The organism is Spiroplasma endosymbiont of Sarcophaga carnaria, assembly GCF_964019595.1.
Taxonomy (GTDB): domain Bacteria; phylum Bacillota_I; class Bacilli_A; order Mycoplasmatales; family Mycoplasmataceae; genus Spiroplasma; species Spiroplasma poulsonii.
This window is the reverse complement of sequence record NZ_OZ026456.1, coordinates 327,462-340,611: the sequence shown is the minus strand read 5'-3', so window position 1 is coordinate 340,611 and position 13,150 is coordinate 327,462. Positions and strand designations below refer to the sequence as shown.

Annotated in this window: 13 protein-coding genes; 11 read left to right on the top strand and 2 right to left on the bottom strand. The window is 26.9% G+C overall.

What is annotated here, in order from left to right; translation table 4 throughout:
* Positions 1–27: 27 nt before the first annotated feature.
* Complete coding sequence (locus AACK91_RS02105; protein WP_338963699.1) at positions 28–1,014, bottom strand: NAD(P)/FAD-dependent oxidoreductase; 987 nt, start codon at positions 1,012–1,014, stop codon at positions 28–30.
* Positions 1,015–1,126: 112 nt separating this feature from the next.
* On the opposite strand from AACK91_RS02105, the gene tsaE reads away from it, so the two are divergent.
* From tsaE to AACK91_RS02065, 8 genes are all read left to right on the top strand, one after another.
* Complete coding sequence (gene tsaE, locus AACK91_RS02100; RefSeq protein ID WP_338963698.1) at positions 1,127–1,588, top strand: tRNA (adenosine(37)-N6)-threonylcarbamoyltransferase complex ATPase subunit type 1 TsaE; 462 nt, start codon at positions 1,127–1,129, stop codon at positions 1,586–1,588.
* A 1-nt stretch (position 1,589) separates the two neighbouring features.
* Positions 1,590–2,162, top strand: coding sequence for a tRNA (adenosine(37)-N6)-threonylcarbamoyltransferase complex dimerization subunit type 1 TsaB (gene tsaB, locus AACK91_RS02095; protein WP_338963697.1), 573 nt, complete (start codon positions 1,590–1,592; stop codon positions 2,160–2,162).
* On the top strand, positions 2,162–2,614 hold the full coding sequence (locus AACK91_RS02090; RefSeq protein WP_338963696.1) for an N-acetyltransferase: 453 nt from the start codon (positions 2,162–2,164) through the stop codon (positions 2,612–2,614). The genes tsaB and AACK91_RS02090 overlap by 1 nt, the downstream gene beginning before the upstream one ends.
* A 94-nt stretch (positions 2,615–2,708) precedes the next feature.
* The gene (locus tag AACK91_RS02085) at positions 2,709–3,671 is read left to right on the top strand and encodes an IS1/IS1595 family N-terminal zinc-binding domain-containing protein (RefSeq protein WP_338963247.1); all 963 of its coding nucleotides are present in this window, start codon (positions 2,709–2,711) and stop codon (positions 3,669–3,671) included.
* Between the two features lie 185 nt (positions 3,672–3,856).
* Positions 3,857–4,732 (top strand): DUF262 domain-containing protein, encoded by an 876-nt coding sequence (locus tag AACK91_RS02080; protein WP_338963695.1) that lies wholly within the window; start codon positions 3,857–3,859, stop codon positions 4,730–4,732.
* A gap of 339 nt (positions 4,733–5,071) precedes the next feature.
* Positions 5,072–5,257 (top strand): hypothetical protein, encoded by a 186-nt coding sequence (locus AACK91_RS02075; protein ID WP_146182483.1) that lies wholly within the window; start codon positions 5,072–5,074, stop codon positions 5,255–5,257.
* Between the two features lie 589 nt (positions 5,258–5,846).
* Positions 5,847–6,863 carry a DNA cytosine methyltransferase gene (locus AACK91_RS02070; protein WP_338963694.1) on the top strand — a complete coding sequence of 339 codons (1,017 nt, stop codon included), beginning with the start codon at positions 5,847–5,849 and terminating at the stop codon, positions 6,861–6,863.
* Positions 6,864–6,933: 70 nt separating this feature from the next.
* Positions 6,934–7,614 (top strand): hypothetical protein, encoded by a 681-nt coding sequence (locus tag AACK91_RS02065; protein WP_338963693.1) that lies wholly within the window; start codon positions 6,934–6,936, stop codon positions 7,612–7,614.
* A 24-nt stretch (positions 7,615–7,638) separates the two neighbouring features.
* On the opposite strand, the gene AACK91_RS02060 is transcribed toward AACK91_RS02065, so the two are convergent.
* Complete coding sequence (locus tag AACK91_RS02060; protein WP_338963247.1) at positions 7,639–8,601, bottom strand: IS1/IS1595 family N-terminal zinc-binding domain-containing protein; 963 nt, start codon at positions 8,599–8,601, stop codon at positions 7,639–7,641.
* Positions 8,602–9,485: 884 nt separating this feature from the next.
* Between AACK91_RS02060 and AACK91_RS02055 the strand changes: the two genes are divergently transcribed.
* From AACK91_RS02055 to fmt, 3 genes are all read left to right on the top strand, one after another.
* Positions 9,486–10,100, top strand: coding sequence for a hypothetical protein (locus AACK91_RS02055; RefSeq protein WP_338963692.1), 615 nt, complete (start codon positions 9,486–9,488; stop codon positions 10,098–10,100).
* 64 nt (positions 10,101–10,164) lie between these two features.
* Positions 10,165–12,204, top strand: a complete 2,040-nt coding sequence (locus tag AACK91_RS02050; RefSeq protein WP_338963691.1) for a DUF2779 domain-containing protein — start codon at positions 10,165–10,167, stop codon at positions 12,202–12,204.
* Positions 12,191–13,150: a methionyl-tRNA formyltransferase gene (fmt, locus tag AACK91_RS02045; protein WP_338963690.1), complete on the top strand. Its 960-nt coding sequence runs from the start codon at positions 12,191–12,193 to the stop codon at positions 13,148–13,150. The genes AACK91_RS02050 and fmt overlap by 14 nt, the downstream gene beginning before the upstream one ends.

Sequence of the window (13,150 nt, the reverse complement as noted above, 5' to 3'; positions counted from 1 at the left end):
ATACATTTTTTAAATAAAGTATAATTATTATTTTTTAATATTACTTAAATAACCAGGATGATATTTATTACCATGAATGATTTTTGTAATGTTAAATAACGCATTAATTGCTTCGCCAAAACCAGTGACCATATTATAGTATTTTCCTTCATAATAAGCGCTATTTCCTGCGGCAAAAATATGGCTGTGACTAGTTTGCCCACTTGGTTGAATGATAATTTTCCGCATTGGGGTTGTTTCTAATGAAAACTGCTGTAACATTGTTGGTGCTACTTTGGCTCCATATTGAACAATAAAATAATCAGCTGGTACTTCTAACGTTTCTTTGTTGCTTTCATGTTCAAGGGTTAACATTGTAATCTCATTATTCTGGATTTGTGCTGCTTTAACATGATAAGGTTTGAGTTCGGTAATCTTATTTTGCTGTAATTTTTGAACATTGCTTTCTTTAGCACGATATAAGTCACGACGATGAATGATGGTAACATTGTTGGTAATCTTATCTTCAACTAAATGATTTGCTCAGTCAACAGCACTATCACCACCACCAAGGACAATAACCTTTTTATTAGTTAAAGTAGGTAGATCTTTCACAGCATATCACAAGTTGTCGTATTCTTTTGTTGCATCAAGATGTTCTAACCGAATAGGGGTAAAAACACCATTGCCACTAGTAATTAGAATTGTTTTAACATTAAGAACTTTGTTATTTGTTAAAGTAATAGTAAATCCATTATTTTCTTCAACAACCGTTAGAATGTTTGTTTTTCCAAAATATGTTATTTGTTTATTATTTTTTTCACCTTGGACAATTAGATTTTCAATAAAAGTTTTTGTTTTAATTTCCGGGAAACCAGGCATATCATATAAAAGTTTTTCAGGATATAACTCTCAGGGTTGACCCCCCGGGGTATCATTTCCTTCAATGATATAACCAGTTAATCCCAACATTACAGCACAGCTTCAAGCATATAACCCAACGGGACCAGCACCAATAATTAAAATATCTTTCATTAGTTTATAACGACCTTTCTCTTTTTCTGCACTTTAATTATTACATATTTTTTGGAAAGTATAGCACAATAATTAATTCCTAGATATAATTATTTATAGAAAGTGGGATATTATGAAAATAATGATTAGCGATGAAAATGCAACAAAACAATTAGCTACTAAAATAGCACCATTTTTACAACCCAATTGATGCTTATTATTAGAAGGACAATTAGCAGCGGGTAAAACAACTTTTACAAAGTATTTATTAGCAGCGTTAGGAGTGACAGAACCAGTTACTTCACCATCTTTTATTATTATGAATCAATATACCACCCCAGATCAAACGCTTATTAACCATATGGATTGTTATCGGTTATTAGGGTTAGATCATTCTGAAGAATGAGGAATGTATTTTGATTATTTCCCAAATAGTATTAATATTATTGAATGACCAAGTTTAATTAGTAATGATTTAACTGACCAGTATGAAATAATTAAAATTACTATTAATATTGAAAAAGACCAGGAACGAGTTTTCACCATTAAAACCAATAATGTCGCGTTACGCATTGCATTAGAAAGCGGGGGATAATATGTTAAACCTATTTATTGATACTAGTACTGATTTTTTAATTTTAATATTAGAACAAGATGAGCAAGTTCTTGGCCATGTTCATCAAAATAATGCGCGGCGTCACACTGAAGAAACGTTACCAGCGATTAATAAGTTATTAGCAACATATCACTTTCAGTTAAAAGATGTTAATCATTTTTATTTAACAACAGGACCAGGGAGTTATACTGGGCTTCGAATTCCAATGACAATTGTTAAAACCATTAAAATAATTAATCCCGATGTTAAAGTATCGGTTATTAATACTTTATTATATCAAGCAGGATTTGACAGTGTTGTTTCAATGTTAGATGCGCGCGGTGGACAACGCTACTTTGCTGTAATTAGTAATGGGCAAGAAATTATTCCTAGTCAAGTTGTTGATTATGAAACTTGTCTCGAAATTAGTAAACAATTTCCAGGTTATCAATTTCGTAGTGATTTACAAGAAATTGACCCCGTCCAAAATTATCAACTTTTAAAGAACCATTTTCACTTGGTAGATGATATTTTCGCTTTAGAACCACGTTATATTAAGAAAGCTTTCGGATAATGTTCGAAATTAAAGCAGTTAATAATACTGATGGGTTATTATTGTTTTTGTTAGAGCAAGAAAATTACCCGCAGCATTATTATAAATATCGTAATTTAATTCAAATTATTAATAATCCGAATTATCTTGTTTATAAATTGGTTATTAATAATAATTTAGTGGGCTCTTTTATTTTAATGCATAGTGGTGATGATTTAGAAATTATTAAACTTACCGTTAAAAAAACACACCACCAACAAGGATGGGGTACTAAAATGTTAACTTATATATTAGCACATTTTCCTTTTCATAGTATTTTTTTAGAAGTAAATGAACATAATTTAGCCGCCCAAAAGTTATATCTTAAGCATGGATTTGACATTGTGCGAACAATTCCCCAATATTATGGTAATGAAAATGGTTATTTAATGCATTATGACTTTAATTTTGTCGAAAACTCTTGATATTTATAAAATATACCTAAAATCTTTAATTTTGTCGAAAACTCTTGATATTTATAAAATATACCTAAAATTAGGTATATTTTTAATATATAGAGGTAAATAAATGATGAAAAAAATAATTACAGAATTAATAAATAGCTTAACAGATGATCAATTTTTAGAATTTTATGAAAAAATAAAACAACAAGCAGACTTAATTAAAAAACAAAAACGTTTAAATGAAATTGATCAAAAATTTAGAGATAAAGGCATTATATGTCCTAATTGCAAATCTTTTCATTGTGTTAAAAATGGTCATAATTCCGAAGGAAAACAAAAATATTTATGTAAAAAATGTCGTGCTAGTTTTGATGCATTTCGTCATCATTTTACTTATTGAAGTCATTTAAATTATGAACAGTGAAATTTATTAATTCAAATTTCATTGTTAGGACAATCTAGTAAAATAATTTCTCGTTTTATTAAAACAACCCCAAAAACCGCTTGATATAATCGACAAAAATTAATGCAATCAAAACAATTAGAAAATACACAGTTAAAATTTAAAAAATTAAATGGTCAAATCCAAATGGATGAAACATTTATTAAAGAAATTCATAAAGGCAATTTTAAAGATAAATTTGATAAACGAAAAACTCATCTCGATCCATTTTCAACTGATACCAAATGCTGTATTCAAATGGCAGTTGATAGCAATAATAATATTTTTGTTCAATCCACCAATACCAAAAGATTACAAAAACAATGGATTATTGAAAATATGAATAAGCAACTAATTAAAGAAAAATCAATAATTATTTCTGATATGCAACCACTATATTTATTAGTAGCAAAACAAACAAATTCTACTCTATATTCCACCAAAACTAGTACAAACCCTGATACTAGTTATCAAAAGTTAAATAAGATTAGTAAATTACAATCCAGTCTTAAAGAAGCCTTAATTCATTATCATGGTTTGGGTTTCACTAATATTCAAAATTATTTAAAGCTCTGAAAATGAAAATACCAACACAAAGGTTTAACACCAAACCAACAATCAACGGTATTATATTTTAACGTTTAAAAAATTTAAAGCAAAATCATAATCTTACACAAAATTAGTTTTCAAATTGTCATATTGATGATTTTTTTTATTTCATCAAGAGTTTTCGACAAAATTAAAGGATTTTATTTATGTTTTTTTATATATATCTAATATAATAAAATTATTAACAAAGTTGATCAAAGTATGAATGAAAGAGGTGCAAAATGCAAACTACTAGTAAACAATATAAAGTTATAGATTTTTTAAATTGATCACAAAGCAACCAATTAATTACTAATCCACATTATCAAAGAAATTTAGTATGACCTGATAAAGCAAAATCATATTTAATAGATTCTTTACTTAAAGGATACCCTATTCCACATATTTTTTTAGCTGAAGAAATAGATGCTTCTACCATAAAAACTAATAGAGAAGTATTAGATGGTCAACAACGAATATCTACAATTTTGCAGTATGTTAATAATTATTTTAAAATTTTAAAAGTTCATAATGAAGAAGTGGCTAATTTATTTTTTAAAGATTTACCAGATGAACAAAAAGAACTTATATTATCATACGAAATTCCTTGTCAGGTTTTTTCTACTAAAGATAAAAATATAATATATGATATTTTTGCTCGTTTAAATACATTTAATTATGCATTAAATAGTCAAGAGTTACGAAATGCAAATTATTTTGGTACATTTAAAACTATAGTTGAAAAAATAAGATTAGCAATTTTTGATGAAATAGAAGAACTTGGATTATATAAAGATATGGAAATAAGACGTATGAAGTTGCAAGAAGATTTAGCAAGAATTTTAATTTTTTATTTAGAAAGTTATGTTAATGATTCTGATAAGAGTATCAATAATTTTTATGAAAAATATGATAATGATGATACATTTTCAAATGCTTTAGATGCATTAAATTCTGTTATATATATTTATAGGGAAGCAATAGATATTTTTAAAAAAATAATTAACTTAAATGGTAGTTTATTAAGTTTTGATCGTAAATATTTTTTTACAATTTTTATGTTGTTAATAGAAATAAAAAAATGGATAATGAGCAAATTGCAAAACTCGCGTCACTAGATAGAAATATTTTTTTAACTAAAACTAAAAATAGACAATATTTAGAAGAAAAAAAGCACTTACTGATAATCTTAAGTTAATGTGTGAAAAATGTATTGAATTGCATACACAAGGAACAACAGATCCAAATAGAAAAAAGGAAAGAATCAAATTAATAAAAAATTTTATTAATTAAATTTAAAAATAAATAAAGAATTAATTGATTTACAAAAATGAATTATTGTTGAATTTACTGCTCTTGAAAATTGTATTTCAGATGTCCCGGATCAAAATGATATTATGCAGTTTACCTATTTTTATATAAAATTATTAAATATAATGTATGAATCATTTAGAAAAATGGCAGTTGTAATATTGTTAAATGATAAAATTATTTTACCATCAGGGATTATAGTTATAAATCCTTTTAATATTTTATTAATTGGCAAAGAAGGGGGTCTCAATATGTTACTAAAACAGTTAGAAACAGGAGGTAAAAGTGAACCATTAAGAAAAATTAAAATTTTTTTGAATCATTATATATAAATACTGAAAATAAAAATTTATTTTCAAATTATAATGATGGTGAAATAAATGAAATTCAAAATATAAGAAACATTCTTGCGCATCCATTAGTATTAAATTTTAACAATATAACATTTCCTTATAATTGACGTCCAAAAAATATGAATGATTTTATTTTATTATTAAGAAAAAATAATAATAAATATAAAATGTCATATTATAAATATCATTTAAAAGTAATTAGAATTGCAATTGATTCACTTATTAATGGCAAAATTAAATAGATTTTTAAAAAAATATGTCCACTTAACATATTTTTTAAAAAATGTATTATAATTAATTATGGTGATATTATATTAGTCAATAATTTTTAACAATTAAAGAAATAGCTGAATTAGAACAAAAGAGCTTAAAAACTATTCGTAGAGCAATCGCGAGTAATGAACTACTTGCAGAGAAAAAAGGTGGTAATTTTTATTCTGTAAATAAAGAGGAATATTATAGGTGAAAAACAGCGGACCATAAAATTAATAAAATACCAGATAGAATTAAATATTTCAATAAAAATATTGAATATCAAGACACTAAATTTATAAATATTTTACCTGAAATGAAAATAATTGATGGTTGAAATAATAAAAATAATAAAAAGGGATTAAAATTTTTAGATTTATTTTCAGGAGCTGGTGGTTTATCTTGTGGAATGGTAATGGCTGGTTTTACACCTGTTTATAGTGTAGAAATTTTGCAATGTGCTGTTAACACATATAAAAAAAACTTTATAAATTCTGGAAGATTTCCAAATGAAAATATTGAAACAAGAGATATTAAAGATGCCAAAATAAAACAAAATGTAATTAAAAAATGTAAAGAAGAGCAAGTAGATGTCATAGTTGGGGGGTTTCCATGTCAAGGTTTTAGTATGGCAGGAAATAGAGTTGTGGCTGATCCTAGAAATTCTTTATATTTAGATATGTTGGAAATAGTTAAACAAATAAATCCTAAATTTGTTGTTATGGAAAATGTAGAAGGATTACGAAGTATGCTAAATGGTAAGATTGAAAAAATGATAATTTCGGATTATCAAGATATAGGATACAATATTTCTGTTCATACGTTGAATGCAGCTGATTATGGTGTTGCTCAGCAAAGAAAAAGAGTTATTTTTATAGCAAATAATATAGGTTTAGTAAATTATCATCCAGAACCTATTTTTAATGAAAATAATTATAAAACTTTGGGTCAAGAACTAGAACGTTTTTTATATATAGACGAAAATAAAGATATTAATCATATATTTACAAATCATACAGAAGAAATGAAGAAAAGATTATCAAAAGTTCCTGAGGGTAAATCTTTATATAAGAATTATTCAGATGCATGAAAAAAGTCGCCATGAAATAAGCCTTCATGTACTATTAAAGAAAATCATGGTGGTGTAAATATACATCCAAAATTACCACGAGTTTTAACTCCAAGAGAATTAGCAGCATTACAAAGTTTCCCAGATGATTTTATTTTTGAGGGCACAAAAAAATGACAATTATTACAAATTGGAAATGCAGTTCCACCATTATTATCAAAAGCAATTGCTCTTGCAGTATATAAAACTTTAAAAAATAAATAGCATAATATTGTGCTATTTTTTATTTTTTTGTTAACATTATAGTGTATACAGATATTTGGAGTAATCAATAGTGAAAAAAGAAATTAGTATGCGTATAGAAAATAATTTAATAATTTGGTCACCATCTGAGGCATCACCGGATATTAATAGACAAGTTCCTAAAAAAGGAGTAAATTTATCAAGTTTAAAGGCAGTTACTGTTCCCACGGTTTTATATTCAGAATTTAAAATTAATCCAAATGATTTAAGTTATATTGATTTAGGAGAATTTTGAATTAATATAAATAAATTAAAAGACCATTTATTAGGGGTTAAGAGTAATATTCCATCACTTATTTTTGCTGGAAAAGTTGATAATAAAGTATATGATTCAGTATTATTTAATAAATATAAAGGCAAAGAGAAAGTATATGGTAATTTAACAATAGGACTAAGAGCAAATTATCGAACTGAACGGGTAATTAATTTTGGTAAAAAAACTGCAAAACGAAAAGAAAATGATGCTACTAAAGAAGAACTTGAATTTCAGCGTTTTGTATTTTTAGGTTTTTTTGGTGGTGGAAAATCAATTGAGAATCAAAAAATGAATAAAAATTTAAACTTTGTTGAATTAATCATTGATAAAAAATCTAAAGAAATATATCACAAAATTAATTATGAAAAATTAGAATATTTCTTTAATTTTGTCGAAAACTCTTGATGAAATAAAAAAAATCATCAATATGACAATTTGAAAACTAATTTTGTGTAAGATTATGATTTTGCTTTAAATTTTTTAAACGTTAAAATATAATACCGTTGATTGTTGGTTTGGTGTTAAACCTTTGTGTTGGTATTTTCATTTTCAGAGCTTTAAATAATTTTGAATATTAGTGAAACCCAAACCATGATAATGAATTAAGGCTTCTTTAAGACTGGATTGTAATTTACTAATCTTATTTAACTTTTGATAACTAGTATCAGGGTTTGTACTAGTTTTGGTGGAATATAGAGTAGAATTTGTTTGTTTTGCTACTAATAAATATAGTGGTTGCATATCAGAAATAATTATTGATTTTTCTTTAATTAGTTGCTTATTCATATTTTCAATAATCCATTGTTTTTGTAATCTTTTGGTATTGGTGGATTGAACAAAAATATTATTATTGCTATCAACTGCCATTTGAATACAGCATTTGGTATCAGTTGAAAATGGATCGAGATGAGTTTTTCGTTTATCAAATTTATCTTTAAAATTGCCTTTATGAATTTCTTTAATAAATGTTTCATCCATTTGGATTTGACCATTTAATTTTTTAAATTTTAACTGTGTATTTTCTAATTGTTTTGATTGCATTAATTTTTGTCGATTATATCAAGCGGTTTTTGGGGTTGTTTTAATAAAACGAGAAATTATTTTACTAGATTGTCCTAACAATGAAATTTGAATTAATAAATTTCACTGTTCATAATTTAAATGACTTCAATAAGTAAAATGATGACGAAATGCATCAAAACTAGCACGACATTTTTTACATAAATATTTTTGTTTTCCTTCGGAATTATGACCATTTTTAACACAATGAAAAGATTTGCAATTAGGACATATAATGCCTTTATCTCTAAATTTTTGATCAATTTCATTTAAACGTTTTTGTTTTTTAATTAAGTCTGCTTGTTGTTTTATTTTTTCATAAAATTCTAAAAATTGATCATCTGTTAAGCTATTTATTAATTCTGTAATTATTTTTTTCATCATTTATTTACCTCTATATATTAAAAATATACCTAATTTTAGGTATATTTTATAAATATCAAGAGTTTTCGACAAAATTAAAGGAATATTTTAAAAAAGAAATAAGTATTGGACCAACTTTAAAAATCTTTCCTAATATATTAGAAGTAAATGAAGAAGAACAAAATAAAATTTTATATGATAACTGAGATACTAATATTTTTGAACTGAACAAAAATGAAAATTTAGAGGTTATAACAATTAATAGGCAATCTTGTTTGTCTTTATAACATAATAGAATTCAAAGTATATTAGCTGCTCATTTCTTTAACCAAGATTATAAGGTTAAAATAGAAAAATTTAATTTTATTGATTTATATGTAGAAAATGAAAATGAAACTAAAATTTTTGAAATTAAAACTTCTGGAACTGAAATATATAAAGCGATTGGACAGATTTTAGTATATGAAAACTTTGTACTTTCTAATAATTTACAAAAATCTAAGTTTGAAAAAATAATTTTATTTGATAAAATTTACTCTTATGATTCAAAAATTTTATTGACACTTAAAAAATATAATATTGAACTAAAGGTAATTTCAGATTATATATAAAATTGTTTTATAATTAATTATTTTTTTAATTTTATTACTAGGTAAAATAATTAATTGTTAATTAAAACTACACAAGATAAGTGTAAAAATAGTTTTAAATTATATTTATTTAAATGAAGTTATTAGTGAATCATTGTATTTATTTTTGGATTTAACCATTTTTACAAAGAGATAGTTTAAAACTATTGTTAAACTAGTGACTAAAATAATATTAGAACTCACCTGGGAAAATATTTGTAAAATCCTTGGTAATAGTGCATAATATAAATAAAGTAAAAAGGAGTCTAGATAACAATGTCAAATTTTCTGGGTGGCAGTATGACAATGAATGTCATTTTAGTAGTAATTGTAGTTGCAGTTATTATTTTTGCAATTGTTTCTTCAATTATGGGACGAAAATCGCAGAGTCTTGAACGAGAAAAGCGTAAAAAACAAGTTAAAGATAAAATTAAACAGTATATTAAAGAAACTGACAATCGTAAAAACTTACGCTTAGAATATGAAAAAGTTATTGCTCGTAAGGGGAAAGAATTTAAATATCGTGATATCTTTGATGTTATTGTTGATATTTATGAAGCAAAAACTAATTCTTTTTTAGAACAAAAAGCTTTTGAAATTGAAGGAATTTCAAAAAAAATTAGTAAAAAACAATATGAAACAACTTGAACTGTTAATCAAGAAATTGATTTAGACGATACTAAACATCGCATTGAAATTAGTGAGAAGAAAGTTAAATTAACAAAAGAGGAAAAGAAGGCAGCTAAAATTACGGCAAAACAAGAATATGAAGCTCATCGTGCGGAAATGGTCAAAAAACGTGAAGAAGAGCGCAAATTACGAAAAGCAGGACAACTACCTGTTGAGGAACGACCAAAACCGAAACCTGAGAAATTTGTCCCAAGAAAATAAGCGTAGTCTTATTTTCTTTATCTTTTAGGGGATTGGAACAAATAACGAAAGTGAAGTGCAACAAATGGATTCATTCGTAACATTAAAAAAAGAGGATTTTAAACGCTTTAAAAAATGTTTAAAAATTGCGTGGACATTAGCATCACGGACTAACTTAAAAACAGTCCAACAGTGAGTAACAGAACAAAAAATTTCTGTCTTTTTTGATTTACAAGATAACATTAATAGTGCCAAAATTAATGATAGTGATTTTATTGGTAGTGATGATGATGAAAGCGAAGTTGGGTCAGGATTGTTTATGCCAAACTTATATGATTTAGCGTTAGAGACTTACTGACCCGCTGATAAAGATGACACGATTAGTGATGATGTCCGCTCTTTTATGGATGATGTTCAATCAACTATTACCAATCCAATTGATTTTTATCCCGGTGAAACAATTGCCGATGGGAACGAAGTTGGGCAACGAGCACGAGAATACTTTATGCGTGATCATAACTATTTTAATTTAGAACACTATAGTAAGAAAATCGCTTTTGCCAAAACAACGGAAGTATTAGCTAATCCAAACTATGATGTTTATTTTGAACCATCCTTTATTTATAACAATTGTATTACGAAGTGTGATATTTTAAAAAAACTACCCGATGGAACTTATCACTTAATTGAGGTTAAAGCTTCAACGGGACGTAAATATAACAAAGATTTACAAATGTATGTTGATAAACCAGTTAAAGATGAATATGGTTATGATGTGGCGTACCAATATTATGTTTTAACTGGCGTTGGATTAACAATTAGTCGCGTTTCTTTAATGTTATTGAATTCAGAATATCAACGTGTTGGTGATATTGATGATGATGAATTATTTATGTTTCAGGATTGATATAAATTACCAACAAAAACGTTAGCACCAGTTAGTTTATTAGAATTTTGTCAACAAATGTTAACAGGAACATTTGTGAAACGAGTTGCAAAAAATCGTTTAATTACTGATGATTTAGCATTAATTAAAAGTTATTTCGCAAAGCCAGCTGTTGAAGTTTTTCCCTTATTTACGCAAGAACAATGTTTTAATGCGAAAGGAGATCGCTATGGGTATGGGTATTGTCAACACGCAACAGATTATTTACCAGAACATCACAGTGTGTTTGAATTAACCCGTGGAATGGAAAAGAAGACCTTATTAAAGTATCAAGAACATATTGATTATTTAACAGATGTTATTTTACCATTTACTTTTCAACAATCATCGTATGAAAAAAAACCAATTTTATTTTCAGTTAAACAACAACGTCAAATTTTAGCGGTTCAAGATAATGCCCCAGTTATTGACCCAACACAAATTGAGCATATTAAAGCAGTTTTAGCGAAATATCAATATCCGTTGTATATGTATGACTTTGAAACAATGAAAGCAGCGGTGCCGCGGTTTGATTATTCTTATTCGTATCAACAAATTCCGTTTCAATACTCCGTTCATATCATTAAAGATCAGTACTTTAATTATCATGATGAAGCAACGATGGAACACTATGCTTTTTTAGCTGATGGGGATGGTGATCCACGTCTACAATTAATTGAACATTTAGTAACGGATTTGTTTCGTGCCGAGGTCGGAGTATATGTTGCTTATTATAAGAGTTTTGAATGTAAAGTATTATCCGAATTAATTAATTATTTAGCAATTTTAATTAGCAAAACTACTGAGCAAACAATAATTACAACTTATCAAACATGACAACAAAAATTAGCCATTATTCGAAATAAAACAATTGACCTAATGGATTTTTTTCAAGATTTTATGATTTATAAAAAAGAATTTTATGGTTCAGTATCAATTAAAAAAACCCAACCAGCTTTTGATAACCAGTTTACATATCAAGCGTTAAAGGTGCAAAAGGGGGATATGGCAAGTGAAATCTTTCGCCGTCGGGTAGAAAATAACATTCCAAGTACAATTTGAAAAACCTTTTTTCGAGAGGAAATGTTAAAATATTGTAATCGTGATACTTTGGCAATGGTTGTCATTTACCAACATATTATTCATTTAATGAAAAACTTATCATTAGAAAAGGGAGGCAAAGAGAATGCAAAAGTATAAAGTAATTTTTATGGGAACACCTGTTTTTGCAACAGCAGTTTTAACCGCATTAACAAAGTTAGCACCAACAATTGAATTGATTGGGATTGTAACGCAACCTGATCGCAAAATTGGTCGTAATCAAAAGATTCAGTTTTCACCAGTTAAAGAATTTGGGTTAGCACATCAAATTCAAGTTTTTCAACCAGAAAAAATTAATGATCTTTACACCGAATTAGAAGCATTACAACCCGATGTGATTGTGACATGTGCTTATGGGCAGTTTATTCCGGAACGAATTTTAAAACTAGCAAAAATTAATTGTATTAATGTTCATGCTTCATTATTGCCAAAATTACGGGGTGGCGCCCCAATTCATAAAGCAATTATGTATGGTGAACAAGAAACGGGGATTACTTTAATGAAAATGATTAAAAAAATGGATGCGGGGGAAATGTATTTCCAAGAAGCCTTAACAATTGCTGCTGATGAAACCGCTTCATCATTACATGATCGCTTAATGACATTAGCAGGAGGGATGGTTGAAAAATCCTTATTAGATATTATTACTGGTCAGCAGTTAGGAACCACGCAAGATGAGAAGCAAGTAACATTTGCTTATAACATTACTCGTGATGAAGAAAAAATTAATTGGTATTTACCAAAACAAAATATTTATGATCAAATTCGGGGATTGTATGCTTGACCAATTGCTTATACTACCGTAGATAATGTTATTTACAAAATTCATCAAGCGGTTATTGCGGAAGAACCATTAACCGAAAAAGATGTTGATTTAGTAAATGGCACCATTATTGCTGTTTTAAAAACAGGAGTTAAAGTTAAAGTTGAAGATGGATACTTATTAATTACACGGTTGCAACGCGAAGGCAAAAAAGTAACGGAAGCAAAAAATTATTATCATACTCCATCTTCAGAAATAACTTCCGGAAATATTTTTATTTAA